The organism is Kaistella carnis (assembly GCF_003860585.1).
GTDB lineage: Bacteria > Bacteroidota > Bacteroidia > Flavobacteriales > Weeksellaceae > Kaistella > Kaistella carnis.
The window spans coordinates 2,189,988-2,211,585 of record NZ_CP034159.1; the positions used below are offsets into that span (position 1 = coordinate 2,189,988).

The window sequence follows — 21,598 nt, forward strand, 5'->3', positions numbered from 1 at the left end:
TAAAGATTGTTTTGTATAATGTCTATTTCTCTTTTAGCAAAATATTTACCTGAAAATTGTCTGCCTTTTTTAAAACATTGGTTTGGTGATCATACCATTCACATCAAAATTACGCGAGGCCGCAATTCAAAATTGGGTGATTACCGGAAAATGCCCGATAAGAGTCATCAAATTACGATTAACTCGACACTGCAACCTCAACTTTTCTTTTTTGTTCTAACGCATGAACTGGCTCACCTGCTGGCTTTCGAAAATTACGGCCCCCGAATTTCTGCTCATGGTATGGAATGGAAAAACACGTTTCGAACAATGCTTTTAGAAAGCATATCAATTTATGAAGATGATTTAAAATCGATTATTTTAAAGTTTTCGAAAGCGCCAAAAGCAAATTTTATGTCAAGTCCTGAACTTGTTCGTTACTTTCACATTGAAGATTTGGAAGACGAAAGTTCGTACCTTGAAGATTTAGCCATTGGTGCTCGTTTTATATACCGAAAGGAAACTTATATCATAGAGGAAAAGAGGAAAAAAAACTATCTTTGTCTTAACACAGATACGCAAAAAAAATACATTTTCAAACCTTTAGCAAGAGTAGAAAAAATAACTTAAATATGTCGAAATCAAATAATTACTGCGTTATTATGGCAGGAGGAATCGGAAGCCGTTTTTGGCCGATGAGCACTCAGAAATACCCAAAGCAGTTTCAGGATATTTTGGGAACAGGACAAACCATGATTCAGCAGACTTACGACCGAATTCGGAAAATTGTAAGTGCCGAAAACATTTTTGTAATTACCAATAACGAATATGTTTCTCTTACGGAAGAGCAGCTTCCTGATTTAAATCCCACCAATATCGTGGGAGAGCCGATGATGAAAAACACAGCGGCCTGTAACCTTTACATTGCAAAAAAAATAGCAAATCAAAATGCCAAGGCAAATATTATTGTATTGCCAGCTGATCATTTAATTTTAAAAGAAAATGTTTTCCTTAAAAAGGTAGAACTCGCTTTTAATCTTGCTGAAAAAAATGACTATCTCATCACTTTGGGTATTAAACCGACAAGGCCTGAAACAGGTTATGGTTATATTCAGTTTGTAGAAAAAAAGAGCGCAGAATATTACAAAGTAAAAACCTTCACCGAAAAACCGGATGTCGAAATTGCAAAAACTTTTATTGAAAGCGGGGATTTTTTATGGAATGCGGGAATTTTCGTGTGGAACGTGCAATCTATTTTAGATGCATTTACGAAATACCTTCCCGAAATGTCTCAGCATTTTGAAAGTTGTGAATACAATTCTGACAATGAATCAGGCTGCATCAATTTGATCTACCCGAAAGTCAATAAAATATCCATCGATAATGGAATTTTAGAAAAAGCAACGAATGTATATGTTATTCCGGCTGATCTGGGTTGGAGTGATTTGGGAACCTGGACTTCCATCTACGAAAACAGCAATAAAGACCAGAACGAAAACGCTGTGAATTCAAAACATGTTGTTATCTACAACTCCAGCGGAAATATTATTAAACTCAAAAATCACCACAAAGCAGTGGTGATAGACGGTTTAGAAAATTATATCGTGGTAGACACGGACAAAGCACTTTTGATTTGCCCAAGAGAAAACGATCAACTCATCAAAGACTATGTGCAGGATTTGAAAACTTTAAAGAAAGGAGAAATATTTCTTTAAAATCTCGGATAAAAAAAATCCTTTCAAATTATTGAAAGGACTTTTTATTAAACTAAATCGATAATTTTTTGAATATCAATTTCTTCCAGGCATGCCCAATCACCGCGGTAACAGGCTTTATCGCCGAATACAGAACAAGGTCTGCAGGTTAAATCTTTAACTTGTACGACATCTTTTTCACTTTGACCATATCCTAAAAATCCGGCATACGGATGCGTTGATCCCCAAACCGAAATACACCGTGTTCCTACCAAACTGGCCAAGTGCATATTTGCAGAATCCATGGAAATCATAACCTCCAGTTCCGCAATTTTCTGCAGTTCTTCTTTCAAACTTAATTTTCCGGCTAAATTCTCCGTATTTGGTATCTGATCTGCCCAACTATCAAGAATATTAATTTCACTTTTTCCACCTCCGAAAAAATAAAGTTTGTGGCGGGTTGCAAGAATTTTTGCGACTTCAAAAGTTTTCTCCAGAGGAAGCATTTTTCCTTTGTGTTGCGCAAACGGCGCGATCCCAATTCCAGACTTTTGATTGTTATCAGGAAAACGATGCGAAAGTTCAAGACGGAAATTCATGGCCCGAAATACATCTGCATATCGTTCACATGTAAGTCGCAGCGGAGTTTTATCTAAATTCCAAACGTCTGTTAACTTTTCTTTTTCTTCTTTTCCTTTATTGATTTTAAAGACTTTAAAACCATTTTTCATAAAGAAAAGATCCAAAGTTTTCGTTCGGATAACATCGTGTAAATCAGCGACATAATCGGGTCTAAATTCGTTCAACAGGGTTTTACCCAATTTCCGTAAACCAAGAAATCCTTTGTAATCTTCGAAATCAATTCCTTTAAAAATAAGATTTGGAATATTATCAAACAGGTCTTTAAACTGACTTCGGGAAACCATTACCACTTGAACATCTGGGTTTTGTGCTAAAAACTCCCGGAAGACGGGTACGGTCATGGCGACGTCACCAAAGGCGGAAAAACGATATGCGAGAATGGTTCTCAATTTTTTAACTGAAAAGCGACGGCATAAAACTTAATCTGTTTTGTCATTGCCATTAAACCATTTGCGCGGGAAGGGGATAAGAATTCCTGCAATCCGATTTCTTCAATGAATTTAAAATCAGAATCTAAAATTTCCTGTGTCCCGTGACCACTGTAGATAGAAACCAAAAGAGAAACAATTCCTTTGGGCAAAATCCCATCGGAGTCGGCGTTGAAATAGAGTTTTCCGTCTTCAAATCTGGCATCAATCCATACTTTAGACTGGCAACCTTTAATTAAATTATTATCGGTTTTCTTTTCATCGGGCATTCCCTTCAGTTCTTTTCCGAGGTCGATAATGTATTCATATTTTTGTTCCCAGTCATCAAGAAATGCAAATTCCTCTACAATTTCTTTCTGTTTTTCTTCGATACTCATTGCGTTGTTGAATTTGTACAAAGGTAGGAAATTCAGTCTTAGAAATTTTCTTCCTCCACTTTTTTAAAGAGGGCGATAATCTTTGATTCTTCTTTTTCCCAACAAAGTTCTTCCGCTGCTTTTTCCAGTTCGGGTTGATAATATGCTCTGCCGCGATTTAATACTTTTTGAATTTTATCCGCAAGATTTTTTGGGTCATGATTTTCTACGATTTCCCCGACTTTAAATTGATTGTAAACCCTCATCATTTCAGGGAAGTTGATCAAAACCAAAGGAACGCGTGCCTGAATACAATCCGCTACTTTATTTGGTAATGAATAGAGATAACTTACGCCGCCATTTTCTTCAATACTGACGGCAACATCCGCAGTTCTTGTGATTTTACGCAGCTCTGTTGGAATTAATTTCCCCAGAAACTCCACTCTATGCTGAAGGTTTTCCTTTTTTACCAGCTCTTTGTACTCCTTGATTTTAGGACCGTCACCTGCAATTTTAAATATAACGTTATCTAAATATTTCGTAGCTAAAATGGCCTGTGGAATTCCTCTTGACTGATTAATTGCGCCTTGATAAAGTAAAATTTTCGGCTGATTGTCCGGAATTTCGATCTTATCCGTGATCTTTCTCGGAATATTCCGCACCACGATAGGTTTTACACCATAAGTCTCTGTAAACCAATTGGCGTAACTTACACTTTCGGTCATCATATATTGAATATTCGGAATATATTTCCTTTCCAAAAACCGCCATATTTTTTGGGACAACTTCCCTTGAATCGCAGGCATTTCAGTAAAAATTTCATGACTGTCAAAAACGAGGGGAATTCCCAACTGCTTGGAAATTAAAACATTTGGAACTAATGAATCAATATCGTTTGCGAGAAGAATTGTATTTTTATCAGCACTTTTTTTTAGTTCCTTATAGAGTTTCCAGTTAAATTCTGCGTATGCAGTTTTTAAAGAGGTAGAAAGTAATTTTATTCGTCGGAAAGAATACGGCCGCTGCATTTGGCCCGCGCCACCCCAGTCATTTCCCAGGAGAATTATTTCGTAACCTTGTTTGTGTAAAGTTTCGCAGACTTTTTCTATCCGCTGGTCCGTGTAGAGACTGCTGAACGCTGAAACGACAATTTTCATATTTAAATTACGATTTTTTGAGCAAATGATAAACCTGCACGCCACACAAAATACCATTAGGAATAATTACTGGCCAAAGATAATCACTGAATATACCGTAAACTACAAAACAAAAGCATCCTATGAAGTTTACAATTCTTATCTTTCTTACGTCTTTCAATACGAAACTAAAGACAACAAAAAAGGAGGCAGCATAACCGATAAAATTTGTGATTTGTGGGCTCATAATACAGATTTCAGGGTAACAAACCTAATCATTTTCACTGAATTTAAGAAATTTTAACTGCCATATAGTCTTAAATTATTTTTGGTAAAGTATTTGTAACTTTGATAGAGACTTAGAGATAATTTTCTATCTTTAATTAACAGACGAGAAACAATATATGGATCATCAATTTTCAAATGGGTTGGACCAAGTGTTCAAACATAGTAAAAACGAAGCAAGACGTTTACATAGCGAGTTTCTGAATACAGAACATTTTCTCTTGGGAATGATCAAAACGGAAAATTCTGCTAAAGAAATCATGCATAATTTGGGAGCCGATTTAACCCAAATAAAAAGAAAGATCGAAACAATGTCGGTGGCAAGCCTCAATCCCTTTTCTGTGGAAAGTGAGAAGATCTCTTTTACCAAAATGGCGGATCAGGCGGTAAAAAGATCTGAATTGGAGTGCAGACAATATCAAAGTTCAGAAATAAATACCGTTCATCTTCTCCTGGGTATTCTTTACAAAGCTGAAGACCCTACCACGAGTATTCTTAGTTCGTACGATATCGATTATGAAGGCGTGACCAAAGAGTATCAAACGATGCTTAAAAATTCTGGTCAAGACCCGAAAATGAGCGCGTACGACGATGATGAAGAGCGGGAAGAATTTGGACAGATGAGAAAACCGACGGGAAATATCGGAACCGGTAAAAGTAAAACTCCGACTTTGGATAATTTCGGCCGGGACTTAACGACTTTAGCCCGAGAAGGCAAACTGGATCCGGTGATTGGCCGAGAGAAAGAAATTGAAAGGGTTTCTCAGATCTTATCCAGACGGAAAAAGAACAATCCGCTTTTAATTGGAGAACCTGGAGTTGGTAAATCCGCAATCGCAGAAGGTCTGGCTTTAAGAATTCAACAGAAAAAAGTATCAAGGGTTCTTTATGGTAAACGAGTTATTACGCTCGATCTGGCAAGTTTAGTTGCCGGTACAAAATACCGTGGCCAATTCGAAGAGCGAATGAAAGCAATAATGACGGAGCTTGAGAAAAACAGAGATGTCATTCTATTTATAGATGAGCTACATACGATCGTAGGAGCAGGAAGTTCTACGGGAAGTTTAGATGCTTCCAATATGTTTAAACCCGCTTTGGCAAGAGGTGAAATTCAATGTATTGGTGCAACAACGCTTGATGAATACAGACAATACATCGAAAAAGACGGTGCATTGGAAAGACGTTTTCAAAAAGTCATGGTTGAACCTACAACCGTAGAAGAAACCGTTCAGATTTTAAATCAGATCAAAGACAAGTATGAGGATCACCACAATGTGACGTATACCGATGAGGCCATTTTAGCTTGTGTCAATTTAACTGCACGTTATATTACAGACCGATTTTTACCAGATAAAGCGATTGATGCAATGGATGAAGCCGGTTCACGAGTGTATATTAAAAACATGAAAGTTCCGACTGAAATCATTGAGCATGAAACTAAGATTGAAGAAATCAAGGAGCAAAAACAACAAGCGGTCAAAAAACAGGATTATCTGGAAGCCCGTAAGTTGAAAGATGAAGAGGAACGTTTACAGATTGAGCTCAATATCGCTCAGGAAGCTTGGGACAAAGATGTAAAAGAGAAAAAAGAAGTAGTTTCTGAAGAAAGTGTAGCCGAAGTAGTTTCGATGATGAGTGGAATCCCAGTTACAAAAGTTGGGAAAAATGAACTCGATAAACTTTCTCAGATGGACGCAATGCTGAACGGAAAAGTCATTGGCCAGGCTGATGCGGTGAAGAAAGTAGTAAAAGCAATTCAAAGAAACCGAGCTGGATTGAAAGATCCGAACCGACCAATTGGAACTTTTATTTTCTTAGGAACCACAGGTGTTGGTAAAACTGAGCTGGCAAAAGTAATGGCAAGAGAACTCTTTGATTCTGATGAAGCGTTGATCCGTATTGACATGAGTGAATACATGGAAAAATTTGCAGTGTCAAGACTGGTTGGGGCGCCTCCGGGATATGTAGGATATGAAGAAGGTGGTCAACTGACTGAAGCTGTTAGAAGAAAACCGTACGCAGTGGTACTTTTAGATGAGATTGAGAAAGCGCATCCTGATGTGTTCAATATTCTTCTACAAATTTTAGATGAAGGTTTTGTAACCGATTCTTTGGGTAGAAAAATTGATTTTAGAAACACCATCATTATTCTAACTTCAAATATCGGAACCCGTGATTTAAAAGATTTCGGAGACGGTGTTGGATTTGGTACCAATGCGAAGAAATCAAATACAGATGCCCGAGCCAGAAGCACCATCGAAAACGCTTTGAAAAAAGCCTTTGCGCCTGAATTCTTGAATAGAATTGATGATATTGTGATCTTCAACAATTTAGAAAAAGAAGATATCACAAAAATTATCGATCTGGAATTGGCTAAATTGTACAAACGTTTAGAAAAACTGAACTACAAAGTAGAATTAACCGACGAAGCGAAAGAATTTATCGCAGAAAAAGGATGGGACAAAGATTTCGGAGCGAGACCTCTAAAACGTGCAATTCAAAAATATATTGAAGATTTATTAGCAGAAATGCTTGTGAATAAGCACCTTACAGAAGGCAGCACCGTTATTTTGAAATTAAATGAAGCCAAAGACGGTCTTGAAGGAGAACCGGTAAAGAAGAAAAGTAGTACAAAGTAAGACTACCTTAAATAATAGAAAAATCCGTCGCAGTGTGAACTGCGACGGATTTTATTTTATAAGGAAAAAGTAATTACTTGATTTCTACACAACCTACTCTACCACCAGCATCTCCGGTTGGTTGGGTTTTAAAATCATCTTTTCCAGCATGAATAATAATTGATTTTCCAACAATATTTTTACTTTCATCCGTACATCCGATACACCATTTATCGGTTTTGAAAATCAAACGTGCTGTTCCTTCTTTATCAGCAGTTAAATTTCCGATATCACCCATATGGAAATGTTCCGATCCCCATTTTCCGTGATCATCTTTTGCCGGATTCCAGTGGCCACCTGCAGAACTTCCGTCCGTTGCGGAACAATCGCCTTTTTCGTGAATATGTACGGCATGAATTCCGGGTGTTAATTTAAAAACACTCATATCCATGGTCACCATTTTTCCTTTTTGATTAAAATCTACAGTTCCTTGTGTATTGGTTCCGCTCTTAGAATTGATCTTGTAATTTTTAGTTGTAGTACAAGATACCGCAAGGATTGCACTGCAAAAAATCATAGAGATTTTTGTGAATTTCATAATAATATTTATTTAATGTTAATAAGTCAACGTAAAGAATTGTGAACTTATATGATAAAAAAAACAGATCAGCACCGATTTTTTACTGTTCAGTTACAAATAATTTCAGCAAATCTCATTCCATTATACCTTTACGGTATAAAATTAAAACCATGCAAACTTTTATTATTTCTAAAATCCTTCTGCTCCTTTCTCTGTTAATGGGAATTTTTCTCCATGCGCAAGTGACCGTTTCGGGTAAAGTAAATTTTAAAGGGAAAGGTGTGAAAGACATTTCTGTTACGCTAAAAAACACCTATGATGGTGCTACAACCGATGAAAATGGAAATTTCACTTTTCCAACGGAGGAAAAAGGAAGTCAGATTCTCGTTTTTTCGAATGCTAAATTTGTTGAAGTTGAGAAACCCATTACCATTGCGAACGAAAATCTTTCGATCAATTCCGATTTAAAAGAGCAGATTTCTGAGATTGATGCTGTGGTAATTTCGGCTGGTTCCATTGAAGCAAGTGATAAGAAAAGAGCCACAGCGCTTTTAACTCCGATTGATATTTATACGACTGCGGGAGCAAACGGGCAAATATCCTCCGCTTTGGAAACACTTCCCGGTGTTCAGAAAATCGGGGAAACGGAAGGTTTATTCGTTCGTGGTGGCACCGGAACGGAAACTAAATTTTTTATGGATGGGAATTTAGTCAATAACTTTTTCGGAAATTCCATTCCCGGTATAAAATCGATGGACCGCTTAAACACCTCTTTATTTAAAGGCAATGTATTTTCCAGTGGCGGATATTCTGCAGCGTACGGTCAGGCTTTGTCGTCGGTACTGATTTTGGAAAGCATTGATTTTCCGGAGAGAAACTCCGTAGATCTTGCGATTTCACCTTTATTTATCAATGCGGGATTTCAAAATGTAAATGAAGAAAAATCTAAATCGTTTGGAATTTCAGCGGGTTATTCTAATCTTGGTTTAGTAACAAAACTGATAAAATTCAATAATGATTTTACGAAAGCTCCTGAAAGCTTCGGGACGAACTTCAACTTTCGCATTAAAAATAAAAATGGCGGAATTCTAAAATATTACGGAAGTTTTGATACCAACAAAATAGGATTGCAGGCGGAAAGTTTAGAAGCCAACATCGATTTCGACAATACTAATTTAAAAGGTAAAAACACGTTTCATAATCTGTCATTTAAAAAGAAATTCGGGCAATATCTATTAAATTTAGGGAGTTCCTATACTTATAATTCCAGTTTCATTGCGCTGAGCAATACTTTTGAAGATGAAGAAATAAATCCTAATACCATCGATATTACCGGAAATTATTTGAATACGAAAGGAACTTTGGGAAGAAAAATAAACAAAATCTCTGCGGTACGGGCTGGAATTGAATACAATCAAAGCAACGAAAAAACAGATGTTTCCGCAGCCCCGACACCTTCCGAATTCAAAGACCAGATCACGTCGCTTTTTGCAGAAACAGATTTGGGCTTCAGCAATAACTTATCTGCAAAAATTGGTGTACGCTCAGAATATTCCAATGCGATTGATCGGTGGAATCTCGCGCCAAGATTTGCAATGGCCTACCGGATTTCAAAAACCTGGACGAGCTCTTTGGCTTACGGAATATTTTACCAAAATCCGGAAAATAAATATTTTGGCAGCAATCCGCTGAATTACCAAAAAGCAGAACATTATGTTTTACAGGTTCAGAAATCTGCAGAAGGAAGAAGTTTCCGCCTGGAAGCTTTTTACAAAAATTACAAGGATCTTATTAAAACTACAGTTTTAGATTACCGTCCCGTGGCCATCAATAACACCGGTAACGGGTTTGCAAAAGGTTTTGAAATCTTTTGGCGTGACAAAAAATCCATTAAAGATATTGATTATTGGATCTCTTACTCCTTCCTGGATTCCAAAAGAAATTTTCAGAATTATGACCAAAGCCTCTTTCCGAGTTTTGCAGCAAAGCATACGCTTTCTGTGGTGGCGAAAAAGTTTGTCACTTCCTGGAAAACTGGTTTTAATTTATCCTACAGTTATGCCTCCGGCCGACCTTATTATAACTTTCAAACCGATGCAAATGGGGACTATTATTTAAACAAACAGGGACGTTTAAAAGATTTCGGTGCTTTGAATTTCAGCTTAAATTACTTGCCAAACTTAGGCAAGAAAGATTCAAAATCCTTTACTGTTCTTGTTTTGGCAGTTAATAATATTTTAGGACAGAAAAATATTTACGGTTATAATTTTTCTACGGACGGACTTCGAAGCAAACCTGTTTTGCCTTCCGCCAGCACTTTTATTTTTATTGGAGCCTTCATCAATTTCGGGATTGACAAAACGCAGGATGCCATCGACGGTAATTTATAATACGGTTCAGGAAATTAAAATAACCCCTCAGCAGAATAAAATTTTAAGCCCTTTTATTTTGAAATACCTTTGATTCATCAAACTGACAAACACTCTTTAAAATTAAAAAAATGAAAAAATTATTTTTATCTACGCTCCTGTTTATGGCAGTAAGCACTTATGCGCAAACCAATTTTGAAAAAGCAGTAACAGACAAAATTTCAAAAATGGAGCAAGCAAAAACTCCGGAAGATTTTACGGCAGTTTCCAACGATTTCGCAAGAATTGGCGATAAAGAAAAAACACAGTGGCTGCCTTACTATTACGCCGCCCAAGCTTCCATTGAAAAAGGCAGAAATTTAATGCGCACCGGAAAACTGACGGAATTGGATGCCATTGCCGCAGAAGCGCAAAACAATTTAGACAAAGCTTCAGACCTCAGCAAGGACAATGCAGAAATATTTATCCTGCAGAAAATGATTCATAATTTGAAAATGATGGTAGACCCACAATCCCGGTTTATGAGCGAAGGAATGTTGGGCGCCGATGCGCTGGCAAAAGCAGAGAAACTGGATCCCGAAAATCCGAGAATCAGTCTGTTGAAAGCGGAAGATATTTATTACACGCCGGAACAGTTTGGTGGAAGTAAATCTAAAGGTCTTGAAATGTTTCAAAAATCTTTGGATCAGTTTAAAGTATATCAACCGAAGACGACTTTAGATCCAAACTGGGGAAAAGGTGAAGCGGAATATTTTTTGTCGAACAAACCTTAAGCTAAAATCATTTTAAAATAAAAATCTCCTGTTAGTCGGGAGATTTTTTTATTTTTAAAATTCTGAAGGAGGAAACTACGATTTTATCGGTGTAATTTTAAATGAAGTCAATGACACTAGAAGTTCGACTTTCATATTTTTTAAGACGAAAAGACACTCGCTTCATCAGCGTTTTAAATTAAAGTCCGAACACAACGCCGATACTTGGTACGAATCCACTCCCGAAAACGGACTCATCTTTTTTGTACAGTACATTATACATTCCGCCGATTTGCATGTATGCACGATCACCAATTCGCTGTAAATAACCTCCGCCTAAATATAAAGCAGCCTCCTCACCGGAGTACTTTTGATAGGTCAGTTTATTCTTTTGATTGAAGAAATATTCCTGGAACATTCCACTTAAGTAAAAGTTTCGGGCGATATAATAATTCACAAAAGGTCCAACTCCAATGGTATTGCTGGAATAATATTTTGAGTTCGCCCAGGTCAAATCGGAAACGATTCCGGCTTCAAAATTTTCGGTGAGTTTGTACCCAATTCTGGGGGAAATGTAAATCGATGTTCCGCCATTATTACTGCCGAAACTTCCACCTAAGCCGGCAGAGCCTCCGAAAGTCCACTTAGAATTTTCACCGCCCAACTGCGTTGAAGTTCCGATTTGGGCGTTTACCGAAAAGCCGATAGAAATTATGGAAAGGAGAAGTAGTTTTTTCATCGCTGCTGTTTTAAAGATTGAAATGTAAAATTAAGTCTTTTTTTCAATTCACAATTTCTGAAACCAGCGAGAGATTTTTTTTACCGCAAAAGAATAAACAAAAGGTTGATTGAGTAATAATGCAAAAGGTTGCAAAAGATATCCAGAATGATTTTTTCAACTCTTTGCAGTCTTTGAAAATTTCTTTTCAATATTGACTTTTGTCTCTTTTGCGGTTAAAGTTAAACACAAATGCCACAAATGATTTCACGAATTTCTCAATTTAAATGCGGTCTTTTTTTGAAATCGAAAATTTCTATAACCAGCCAAAATTTACGTTTTGAATAAGTGAAAAGAAGAAATGAACTTCCTTTTAGCCCCGATCGCAACGGCATCCTTTATCTTTTCATCGGAAAAGATAAAGATATAGTGGAGAGCGGGACGGGTCTTGAAACGAAAATCAATTTTTGTGCTCCTCACAGAATCATTAATTAAGTCGTAAATTTGCAGCCTCAATAAAGAGTCTCCTTGAAAGACTTTATAAAATGAACATATGAAAATTGTAGTAGGACTTTCTGGAGGTGTAGATTCCAGTGTTGCAGCGTATTTGCTGCAAAAACAAGGTCATGAAGTGGTCGCGCTTTTTATGCGAAACTGGAATGATGCGTCGGTAACTTTGGAGGATGAATGTCCCTGGATCGAGGACAGTAATGATGCTTTGATGGTGGCGCAAAAACTCGGAATCCCTTATCAGGTCATCGATATGAGTGAACTGTACAAGGAGAAAATTGTGGATTATATGTTCGAGGAATATAAAAAAGGCCGAACGCCGAATCCTGATGTTTTGTGTAACCGTGAAGTGAAGTTTGACGTGTTCATGAAAACAGCCTTATCGCTTGGTGCTGAGAAAGTTGCAACAGGACATTACGCACAGGTGAACTCTACTTTTGATGAAAATGGAAAAGAGATTTTTCACCTTTTAGCGGGAGCAGATAATAATAAAGATCAGTCGTATTTCCTGTGTCAGTTGAATCAGGATCAATTGTCGAAATCGTTGTTTCCGATTGGAGCACTGACGAAACCTGAAGTTCGGGAAATCGCCCGGGAAATGGGTTTGGTGACGGCAGATAAAAAAGATTCGCAAGGTTTATGTTTCATCGGGAAAGTGAGTTTACCTACTTTCCTACAACAACAACTGGAACCAAAAGAAGGTGAAATTGTAGAAATTTTTAAAGATTTCCCTGGTTTTCATCAAGAAAAACCTGAGTTTTCTTCAAAATTAGAAGAATTGGAATTTTTGTCTCAGAAAATAAAATACGAAAAAGCAGACGGAAAAGTAATTGGCAAACATCTAGGTGCGCATTATTTTACAGTCGGTCAAAGTAAAGGTTTGGGAATTGGCGGACATAAAGAATCGTGCTTTTTGATTTCGAGAGATATTGAAAAAAACATCGTTTTTGTAGGGGAAGGAAGAAACTTCCCGGGCCTTTTCAGAAACGCTTTAAAAATAGAAAACTCAGAAGTTCATTGGGTTCGTGAAGATCTGCGTTTGCAAAATGGCGAATCGATGAAAGTACAGGCCAGAATCCGGTACCGACAAACTTTGGAAGAGGCTACGCTTTACCAGTTTGAAGAAGGATTATTTATCGAGTTTGTGAATCCACAATCTGCGATTGCAGAGGGGCAGTTTGCTGCTTGGTATTTGGAAGATGAGTTGGTGGGAAGTGGCGTGATTTCGTAAAATTCTGATTTTTAATTAATAATATAATTCCTTTTGATTTTTCAAGAGGAATTTTTGGTATTTTAGCTTAATATATTTGCCTCAAAAACATATACAATAAATTTAGCGGACAATTACAGATATCTCCAAATTATTAAGATAAAACACTAAACTAATGACTGAAAAAAAAGAATTAAAATCAATATTTACGGGGTCAAAACAATATTTAGAAAAAAGTTTCTTAGAAGAATTGAACTATAAAATTTGGTCAACAAAAGGATCTAGATTTGAAGCTGATAAAAGATTGACAATAATTTCAAAAATGTCAAATATAAGTTTAGCAATTTTATCTGCATACCTAATAATTGCAGGACTTATTTCTGTGTATAACTTACATTCTAGCAGTAAATTTGACTTAATAAATTATGTCATAACAGCATTAAGTATTATTCTACTTGTACTATCTCAATATGAAAATTCACAAAATTATAATTTAAGAGCAAAAGATTTCCATAATTGCGGATTAGAACTGTCCTCACTTTACAATAAGCTTAGAGCATTCAAAACAATGAATGAAAACCCTAGCGATTATGAAAGAAGGAATTTTACAAATTTATTAGCGGAAGAATATCAAAGAATTTTATCTAAATATGAAAATCACTTATCAATTGATTATTTAAACTTTAAGATATCTCACACTGAATACTTTACGGAAGTAACTAAAAATGACAAATGCAAAGTTAAAATTAAAAATTTTTTTGTAAGATATGGTTGGTACACAGTAATTATATTAGTAACTCCTTTACTTATAATACTAATTTGCTGGATCTAAAAAAATTGAGGTAAATAATATGTGAGAAAATAAAAATTGTTAAAAAGGAAGCCAAAGTGATTTTACTAATTTTTTAAAACAAATAACCAACAAAACAATAATCTTAGCAGGCCTAAGCGGAAATCTTAGAAATTCCATTCCTCAATGAAAAAAGCAGTATTCAACTGGAGTGGCGGAAAAGACTCTGCTTTAGCCCTTCAAAAAGTTCTGGAAGAATACAACGGGACTTATTAATTTAAAAAATCATCATTATAAAGTATGTCTTTCTAACCCATTAGAAAATAGTATGTCCCAAAAAAACTTTATAAGTATCAAAAAAGAAAAATTTTTAAAGAAGAGGAATTCTTTTTTGTTATTTATCATCACCATGTTTATTGTACTGGGAATAGGCGGAATAGTATTGAACTGGAAAACAGGCATCTGTTCAATAGCTACAATCTTACTTATTTATTTGGTTCAAAGAAGAATTGCTTTAAAGTTTTATCTACTTGCCATACTATTGATTATTTTAATTTCTGCTTCAACTTATTTCTTTGATGTTGACTTCATTGAAACGCTACTGACTACGGTATTTTTATCATCTCTATTTTTCGTAAAGTCACTGCTTCAAAAACAGAAAGATAGAGACCCATTTGAAATATTCTACCTCGACGAAAAAAGCCTTACTTGTTTGGCAATTAAACAACACGAATACAAAGGATATGTTTTAGATCCAAAAAGCTATCTGAAAAAATATCCTACAAAAAATATTAATTCATTCACAATAAAAGGAAAAAATCTTTTACTAAGTGTTGGCGATGAGATCGTTCGTCCTAAAGAATTAACTGCGGAGAATATAAAAGAGATTGCACTTTTTGTGGAAACTAATTTACCCCATTTGTTAAATAATGAGAATGGATATAATAAAAATGTAGAGTCCGAAAATAAACTATATTTATTTCGTATTTTAATCTTTTCGCCGGTTTTAATATTATCCTTCTGTATTTTCTATTTTGCAGACAATGGTAAAAATCAGTCGCTCACGCTGTTATTAATATCATTAATGATCATATTGCCTATCATTATTTACAAGGTAATCAAACGATAACACATAATATAAATTTAATAATAGTCTAATATCCTCAATGAAAAAAGCAGTATTTAACTGGAGCGGCGGAAAAGATTCTGCCTTAGCGCTTCAAAAAGTTTTGGCAGAAAAAGAATTTGAAGTCATTGCACTTTTGACCAACATGAGAGAAGAAACCTCCAAATCTTCGATGCATGCTATTCCGTTGGAAATATTGGAAAGACAGGCAGAAAGTATCGGCATTCCGCTTTTTGCAGTCACCTCTTCTACCGCTTTGAAAAATTACGATCAGAAAATGAGCGAAGCAGTTCATCATTTTAAAGAACTTGGGGTGCAGCATTTTATCTTTGGTGATATCTTTTTATCAGACGTAAAAGCGTACCGGGAAAGCAAACTTCATCCTTTGGGAATTGAAGTTGTAGAACCGCTTTGGGAGAAAACATCACAAGAAGTTATTGATGATTTTTTAAAGTCAGGAATCAAATCAAAAATCATTGTTACGCAAGCCGATCTATTAGATGAAACTTATATTGGAAAAGATTTAGACCAAAATTTGATCAACTCATTTCCGGAGAATATCGATGTTTGCGGAGAAAATGGGGAGTATCATACATTATCTTACGCCGGCGGTTTATTCAAAAAGGAAGTTGAGTTTTCAATTTCGGAAACCATTAAAACTGCCTTTGATTTTACTTTAGATACTGGAGAAAAAAAGACTTTTGAATATTGGCAGGCAGAAATAGTTCCGTAAAAAAATAAGAGGCAGTGTATGAAACTGCCTCTTTTATTATTTTATTTTTAAAATACATTTTCCCATTCTGTCTTAAATTTATCGGTATAGAAATAATGAGATTTTTCTAAAGTTTTTAAGAGTTTTTTGTCAGCTTTATATTCTGTTTTAGCTGCAATTTCTTTTTTAATTTCTTCGGATCTTTTATCATTTCCGGTCAGTTTATATAACACGGTCAGGCCAACCAAAGTATCAATTTCGTTATTTTCAAGAGCATACGCTTTTTCAAAATTTTCAAGCGATTTTTTCTGATCATTCATATCGAATAGCGCAAAAGCATAATTGCTGTAGGCGGACGGATTTTGAACGTTTTTTGTGAGGAAGATCTCAAAATTTCTTCGCGCATTTTCGTAATCATTCATCTTGAGATAAACATTTGCCAATTCCGCGTACACCTCATTTGCACCTGTTCCTAAAGCTAGAGCTTTCAGATAATCTTTTCGGGAATTATCAAATTGCTTTAAATCCTGAAAAACACTGGCGCGGTGAATATAACTCTGCGCTAACTCCGGATCGATCTTAATTAGCTTATTAAAATCGGTCAACGCTTTGTCGGACTGCCCCAATTCTTGCAGAAAAAGTCCACGATTGTTGAGATAGGATTTCCCATCTGGAGATAATTTTAGGGCTTCATCTAAAAGTTCAACTCCACGTTTGGTATCATTCTGCCGCTGAAAGGCAAGTGACGTGTAAAAATAGACTTCACCCAAAAATCTTTTATCCTTAAAATCTACACCTTTCTTCTTTTCGGTCAAAAATGTGTTAAACACAGAAATCATTTCTGAATCTTTCCGCATTTCATTTAGAAGCTTTAGATAATTGTTATAATATCTTGCATTTCCTTTGTCATATTTTAGCATCTCGCGAAAATCCAGCAAGGCTTTTTCAGGTTGAAAATCAAAATAGTAGGAGCTGCCACGCATGTCTAATAAAGATGCGTCGGTGGGAGAAATAGCCAAACCTTCTGTGGCGGTTTTAATGACTTCTTTCGTTCGGGCCATTTTAATTAGAATATATCCTTTCATTTCATAATAAGCTGCCTGCAGGTCACACCGCTTTAACACTTTATCAATGAGAGAAAGGGATTTGTCATAATTTTTATTTTTGTAAAGCTCCCAAACTCTCTCGTACTCTTCGCTACACGAAAATTGTGGTTCAGCTGATGATTTATATGCAGAGCTGCCAGGTTTTGGCGGAGGCGGTATATATTGTGGAATTTTTTCTAAAGCAGCTGTTGAATCTTTTTGTCCCTTTATTTGGAACATCATCGTGAAAAGAAAGACGAAGAGTAAGGTAAATGTTTTTTTCATAGTTTTTTATTAGGTGTTATTTCTGAGTTGATGCCGTCCATTTGCGCTGCAGTTACATACAATGATAAGAATCTTCAGTCGAACTATTTGGAACAACTTTTTAAAAGGCTTTTCATTTTAAAAATTGGTTAGTTATTCAATAATCAATTAAAAATACTATTTTTATATGAGTTAGAATTGGAATTATCAAGAAATACAGCCTTAAATTCGAGTAACCTCAATTTACTTTTTTTTAATTCTATCGAAAGACTGCGGATTGACTGAATTTTCGAAATTTTCAAACGTTATTAATTTTTTAATTTAGTTCTATTAAAAAAGACCATTTTTTAAGGCTAAACACTTTTCTTGAAATCCCTTATTCTTTAAAAATGAAAAATACAAAACTATCCAAAAAAAGAGCGGAAGAACTTCTTGCTATTTTAGAGAAACGTTTTCTAAATAATATGAACCGTCATGCTGATTTAAAGTGGGAAGATGTTCAAAAAAAATTAAAAGAAAATCCCAATAAAATTTGGTCACTCAACGAAATGGAGGGATCCGAGGGCGAACCTGATGTGATTGGTTACGATGAGAAAACAAAAGAATTCATCTTCTGTGATTGTGCGGCAGAAAGTCCGAAACCCCGTCGCAGTGTCTGTTATGATCATGAAGCCCTGGAATCCAGAAAAGCAAACAAACCGAAAGACAGCGCAGTTTCCCTCGCTGAAAAAATGGGAATAAAATTGTTCGACGAAAATGAATATCGGGAACTTCAAAAACTGGGAAGTTTTGACACCAAAACATCGAGTTGGCTTTTAACTCCGCCGGAAATAAGAAAATTGGGTGGTGCTATCTTCGGGGACTGTCGTTTCAATCACGTTTTCGTCTACCACAACGGAGCGGAATCTTATTATGCCGGAAGAGGTTTTCGTGGAATATTGAAAGTTTAGAAAAGTATTATTTTATTGTTTTCTTTTTTAAAAATTGAAACAACATTTACAACATCGGAGAAATCAGCCGTACAATTTTTTCGATTAACTGAATGTATTTCGGACGGTTAAGCCAGGATTGAATATCGATCTTTTCCGAATGTAAGAGGTCATTTTCAAAGTTTAAGGCGAGTTCTTCAGCCAGTTGATCATCATAAACGACAGCGTTCACTTCAAAATTCAAATCGAAACTGCGATAATCTAAATTGGCAGTTCCTACAATTGCCAAGGCGCGGTCTGCCACCATTGTTTTGGCGTGTAGAAATCCTTTTTTATAGAGATAAATCTGCACACCAGCTTTTAAAAGTTGCGTGTAATACGATTTTGCCGCCGCATTCACTAAATAAGAATCGGAAATCCCCGGAACCAAAAGTTTAACCTCAACACCGGAGAGCGCCGCCATTTTTATAGAATCGATGATGGTTTCACCCGGAATAAAATAGGGAGACGTCAGGAAAATTTCTTTTTTCGCAGACTGTATGGCTTTGATGATGGCGTAATAAATACTGGGTCTGTCGGAATCGGGACCGCTGGAAACGATTTGAATATTCTGAGTTTCACCATCAAGTTCACCTATTTTTGGAAAATACTGATCGGTGATTTTTAGCTTTTTACCTGCACAGTAATTCCAGTCTCCGATAAAAATGTGCTGCAGAATAGCCGTAGAATCGCCTTCGATCTTTAAATGAGTATCGCGCCAATACAGTTTATTACCAGTGGCAGCATTGCTGTATTTATCGCTGATATTGATGCCACCCACAAATGAAATTCGCCCGTCAATCACGATAATTTTCCGGTGGTTCCGATAATTGAGACGACTGGCCAGTTTAATGAACTTGATCTTATAGAAAGGGAAAGCTTTAACGCCATTATTCCGCAGACGCTTCACCAAAGACTTACGAATGGAAGCACTGCCGAAATCATCATAAATAAAGCGAACCTCAATTCCTTCTTTGGCTTTCTCAATCATTATCTCTTCGATAGCGCGCCCAATTTCATCATCTTCATAAATGTAATATTCGATGTGAATATGATGTGTCGCATTTCGTAAGGCCTCTAAAACTGCAGGGAATTTTTCTTCGCCGTTAATCAGTAATTCTGCTTTATTATTGGTAGTTAAGGGACTTCTGTCGGTTTGGTAAATCATGTTCGTCAAACCTACGAACGCATTCTCCTTCGTAGCCTCCAGGTTTTTACGATTATACAGATCCAGCTTTTCCAGGACCAACTCTTCCTGGTGGTGATCTTCAATTATTTTTTTGCTGTAGAGTTTATTTTTGCGATAATTGATACCGAAGGAAAAATAAATAAAGATCCCAACGAAAGGTAGAAATACAACCAAGAGCAAATAAGCCAGCGTTTTCGTTACCGTTTGGGTGTCATAAATGATCCGCACCATTACTGCAATGATGAGGATTACATAAAGAATCTCCGCGAGTAGAATCCAGGTCATAAGAATATATTTAGGTAGATAACCAGTCTTTGAAATCTTTCAGACGATCTCGACTTACCGTAATTTCTTCTTCCGGCGAAACCTCCATTTCGACTTTATAATAGGGAGAAGTATGAATGTTTTTAATAAAATTGGAATTAATGATAAACTGTCGGTTGACGCGGAAAAAATTTTTATGATCGAGTACTTCCTGCAATTCATCTAGAGTAAAATCGGTCGGATAATGACGTTCTTTTGTCTGAAGATACACGATCTTATTTTCACTGTAAAAATACAGGACCTCATCGGTTTGAATAATTTTTAAATTATAGCCTATTTTTACTAAAATCCGCGATAATTTTTGCTTTTCTTCCTTAATTAAAGATTTGATTTCCAAATTGTTATAGGACGCATCAGCGGGTAAGAAACTTTTGTATTTTGTGATTGCTTTTTCCAGATCTTCTTCCATTATTGGTTTAAGCAGATAATCGATAGAGTTGAGTTTAAAAGCCTTCAAAGTATATTGATCAAAGGCAGTGGTATAAATCATAAAACTCCTGGTCGGGATTTTTTCAAAAATATCAAATGACAAACCGTCGCCTAAGACAATATCAGAAAAAATCAAATCAGGATGTGGATTATTCTGAAACCACTCAAGTCCTTCTTCTACGGAATGAATCGTTGCAACTAATTCTAAATCAGGGAACAGACCAATTAAACGCTCCAGTTTTCGGGCCGCAGGTTTTTCGTCTTCGATGATGAGGGTTTTAATCATGTTCTAAAATTAATAAATAAAAGGAATAAGTCTCTTTGTTTTCTTCCTATAATCGGAGTAATCTTGACCAAACTGATCTGTTAAAACCAGTTCTTCAATTTTAATGCGGTAAAGGAACATTAGAAATACAGGAAGGAAAACCATGACAGCCGAAATGTAATTGTTTAAAACAATGGCCAATCCCAGAAAGGTGAGCAACGAAAAAGCATAAGAAGGATGCCGCACATATTTATAAAATCCGTCGGTTTTTAATTGGTGATCCTTTTTAATGGTCACATCTACGGTGAAATATTTTCCCAGATTATTAATAACGATCAACCTTAAAATAACACCTAAGAAAAGAAACACCAAGCCAAACAGTTGAATTATTTGACTGTGATAAAAAGGAAAAAACGTGGATTTAGCAATAAAAATTCCGAAAAATATGCTGAAACCGATAACCAGCCAAAGTCTGGAAAGCGACTTCTTATCTTTGCCTTTCGCATCGGTACTTCCAGATCTCATTTTTAAGAGAAGATAAATTTCTGAAATTCCCCAGAGAACCATGATTAAATTGGTGGCGGTATTCATATTATTTATTTTTATCCATTAACTCCCGGATTTTTCGCTCTTCCCAATCTTTTCCCATAATCATATTCGGTAGAAAAATGCTCATACCATGACCCAAAAGTCCGACACCCCAAAAGATAGCCGTCCAGTAATTATCCATATTCGATAGTGAAGCACCAGATTTCACATTTTGTATGACGATAAATAAGTTGACCAAAAAGTAGACGACGGCGTGAATATAAAATCCTTTAAGTCTTTTTACCCGTTTTGCGGCTTCTAAATATTTAATATTATTTTGATTAAAATTTTCCATAACTTTATTTATTTAGTTCTTTATCCATCATTTTTCTTTCCCAGCTCGAATTAAGGAAGAACAGTTTCATTGCTTTTACAGCTAGAATTATCCCCCAAATCCATAATATTCCGGAGAAATTATTGAAGCTGAAAAATGTAATTTCACCTCTTAAATAATAATTTCTAAAGCTATAAATTGCTAACACGATGACAAAAACAGCCAAACTCGCATAGAATTTTTTTACTTGATCTACTCTTTCTTTTGCTAGAGAATAATCAATCTCTGACTTTGTTAAATTTTCCAT

Annotated in this window: 21 protein-coding genes; 10 read left to right on the forward strand and 11 right to left on the reverse strand. The window is 35.9% G+C overall.

The genetic code is table 11. From position 1 onward, the window contains the following. The first annotated feature begins 18 nt into the window (after positions 1 to 18). Together EIB73_RS10180 and EIB73_RS10185 are read left to right on the forward strand one after the other, a co-directional pair. Positions 19 to 609: a SprT-like domain-containing protein gene (locus EIB73_RS10180; protein WP_125025076.1), complete on the forward strand. Its 591-nt coding sequence runs from the start codon at positions 19 to 21 to the stop codon at positions 607 to 609. Between the two features lie 2 nt (positions 610 to 611). Next, positions 612 to 1,694, forward strand: a complete 1,083-nt coding sequence (locus EIB73_RS10185) for a mannose-1-phosphate guanylyltransferase (RefSeq protein WP_228411227.1) — start codon at positions 612 to 614, stop codon at positions 1,692 to 1,694. A gap of 47 nt (positions 1,695 to 1,741) precedes the next feature. Here the strand turns inward: EIB73_RS10185 and EIB73_RS10190 are convergent, their stop codons facing one another. From EIB73_RS10190 to EIB73_RS10200, 3 genes are read right to left on the reverse strand one after another with little or no spacing between them, the layout of a single operon-like run. After that, entirely contained in the window at positions 1,742 to 2,704 is a 963-nt protein-coding gene (locus EIB73_RS10190) for a glycosyltransferase family 9 protein (protein WP_317132662.1), read from the reverse strand. Beyond that, the gene (locus EIB73_RS10195; protein ID WP_125025078.1) at positions 2,701 to 3,120 is read right to left on the reverse strand and encodes a SufE family protein; all 420 of its coding nucleotides are present in this window, start codon (positions 3,118 to 3,120) and stop codon (positions 2,701 to 2,703) included. The genes EIB73_RS10190 and EIB73_RS10195 overlap by 4 nt, the downstream gene beginning before the upstream one ends. 38 nt (positions 3,121 to 3,158) lie before the next feature. Beyond that, a complete protein-coding gene (locus EIB73_RS10200; RefSeq protein ID WP_125025080.1) occupies positions 3,159 to 4,256 on the reverse strand; it encodes a glycosyltransferase family 4 protein in 1,098 nt (365 codons plus the stop codon). Positions 4,257 to 4,639: 383 nt separating this feature from the next. On the opposite strand from EIB73_RS10200, the gene EIB73_RS10210 reads away from it, so the two are divergent. Next, the gene (locus EIB73_RS10210; protein WP_125025084.1) at positions 4,640 to 7,159 is read left to right on the forward strand and encodes an ATP-dependent Clp protease ATP-binding subunit; all 2,520 of its coding nucleotides are present in this window, start codon (positions 4,640 to 4,642) and stop codon (positions 7,157 to 7,159) included. Positions 7,160 to 7,232: 73 nt separating this feature from the next. On the opposite strand, the gene EIB73_RS10215 is transcribed toward EIB73_RS10210, so the two are convergent. After that, positions 7,233 to 7,736, reverse strand: coding sequence for a superoxide dismutase family protein (locus EIB73_RS10215; RefSeq protein ID WP_125025086.1), 504 nt, complete (start codon positions 7,734 to 7,736; stop codon positions 7,233 to 7,235). A gap of 152 nt (positions 7,737 to 7,888) precedes the next feature. Here EIB73_RS10215 and EIB73_RS10220 point away from each other — a divergent pair, with 152 nt between their 5' ends. Together EIB73_RS10220 and EIB73_RS10225 are read left to right on the forward strand one after the other, a co-directional pair. Continuing rightward, positions 7,889 to 10,108, forward strand: coding sequence for a TonB-dependent receptor (locus tag EIB73_RS10220; RefSeq protein WP_125025088.1), 2,220 nt, complete (start codon positions 7,889 to 7,891; stop codon positions 10,106 to 10,108). Positions 10,109 to 10,218: 110 nt separating this feature from the next. After that, a complete protein-coding gene (locus EIB73_RS10225) occupies positions 10,219 to 10,860 on the forward strand; it encodes a hypothetical protein (RefSeq protein ID WP_125025090.1) in 642 nt (213 codons plus the stop codon). A gap of 178 nt (positions 10,861 to 11,038) precedes the next feature. Here the strand turns inward: EIB73_RS10225 and EIB73_RS10230 are convergent, their stop codons facing one another. After that, on the reverse strand, positions 11,039 to 11,578 hold the full coding sequence (locus EIB73_RS10230) for a hypothetical protein (protein ID WP_125025092.1): 540 nt from the start codon (positions 11,576 to 11,578) through the stop codon (positions 11,039 to 11,041). Positions 11,579 to 12,110: 532 nt separating this feature from the next. Between EIB73_RS10230 and mnmA the strand changes: the two genes are divergently transcribed. From mnmA to EIB73_RS10250, 4 genes are all read left to right on the forward strand, one after another. Continuing rightward, positions 12,111 to 13,298 carry a tRNA 2-thiouridine(34) synthase MnmA gene (gene mnmA, locus EIB73_RS10235; protein WP_125025094.1) on the forward strand — a complete coding sequence of 396 codons (1,188 nt, stop codon included), beginning with the start codon at positions 12,111 to 12,113 and terminating at the stop codon, positions 13,296 to 13,298. A 154-nt stretch (positions 13,299 to 13,452) separates the two neighbouring features. Continuing rightward, positions 13,453 to 14,109, forward strand: coding sequence for an SLATT domain-containing protein (locus EIB73_RS10240; protein WP_125025096.1), 657 nt, complete (start codon positions 13,453 to 13,455; stop codon positions 14,107 to 14,109). 367 nt (positions 14,110 to 14,476) lie between these two features. Further along, positions 14,477 to 15,196 (forward strand): hypothetical protein, encoded by a 720-nt coding sequence (locus EIB73_RS10245; RefSeq protein WP_125025098.1) that lies wholly within the window; start codon positions 14,477 to 14,479, stop codon positions 15,194 to 15,196. Between the two features lie 37 nt (positions 15,197 to 15,233). Next, complete coding sequence (locus EIB73_RS10250; protein ID WP_125025100.1) at positions 15,234 to 15,926, forward strand: Dph6-related ATP pyrophosphatase; 693 nt, start codon at positions 15,234 to 15,236, stop codon at positions 15,924 to 15,926. A 47-nt stretch (positions 15,927 to 15,973) separates the two neighbouring features. On the opposite strand, the gene EIB73_RS10255 is transcribed toward EIB73_RS10250, so the two are convergent. Beyond that, the gene (locus tag EIB73_RS10255) at positions 15,974 to 17,275 is read right to left on the reverse strand and encodes a tetratricopeptide repeat protein (RefSeq protein WP_125025102.1); all 1,302 of its coding nucleotides are present in this window, start codon (positions 17,273 to 17,275) and stop codon (positions 15,974 to 15,976) included. Positions 17,276 to 17,643: 368 nt separating this feature from the next. Here EIB73_RS10255 and EIB73_RS10260 point away from each other — a divergent pair, with 368 nt between their 5' ends. Next, complete coding sequence (locus tag EIB73_RS10260) at positions 17,644 to 18,204, forward strand: DUF4256 domain-containing protein (RefSeq protein WP_125025104.1); 561 nt, start codon at positions 17,644 to 17,646, stop codon at positions 18,202 to 18,204. A gap of 46 nt (positions 18,205 to 18,250) precedes the next feature. Here EIB73_RS10260 and cls read toward each other — a convergent pair whose 3' ends face one another. Genes cls through EIB73_RS10285 form a run of 5 tightly spaced genes read right to left on the reverse strand, consistent with a single transcriptional unit; the run spans position 18,251 to position 21,598 of the window. After that, positions 18,251 to 19,696, reverse strand: coding sequence for a cardiolipin synthase (cls, locus tag EIB73_RS10265; RefSeq protein WP_125025106.1), 1,446 nt, complete (start codon positions 19,694 to 19,696; stop codon positions 18,251 to 18,253). 10 nt (positions 19,697 to 19,706) lie between these two features. After that, positions 19,707 to 20,450, reverse strand: coding sequence for a LytR/AlgR family response regulator transcription factor (locus EIB73_RS10270; protein ID WP_125025108.1), 744 nt, complete (start codon positions 20,448 to 20,450; stop codon positions 19,707 to 19,709). 9 nt (positions 20,451 to 20,459) lie between these two features. Continuing rightward, positions 20,460 to 21,020 (reverse strand): methyltransferase family protein, encoded by a 561-nt coding sequence (locus EIB73_RS10275; protein WP_228411228.1) that lies wholly within the window; start codon positions 21,018 to 21,020, stop codon positions 20,460 to 20,462. A 1-nt stretch (position 21,021) separates the two neighbouring features. Beyond that, positions 21,022 to 21,312: a 2TM domain-containing protein gene (locus tag EIB73_RS10280; protein ID WP_125025110.1), complete on the reverse strand. Its 291-nt coding sequence runs from the start codon at positions 21,310 to 21,312 to the stop codon at positions 21,022 to 21,024. A 4-nt stretch (positions 21,313 to 21,316) separates the two neighbouring features. Then, complete coding sequence (locus tag EIB73_RS10285) at positions 21,317 to 21,598, reverse strand: 2TM domain-containing protein (RefSeq protein WP_125025112.1); 282 nt, start codon at positions 21,596 to 21,598, stop codon at positions 21,317 to 21,319.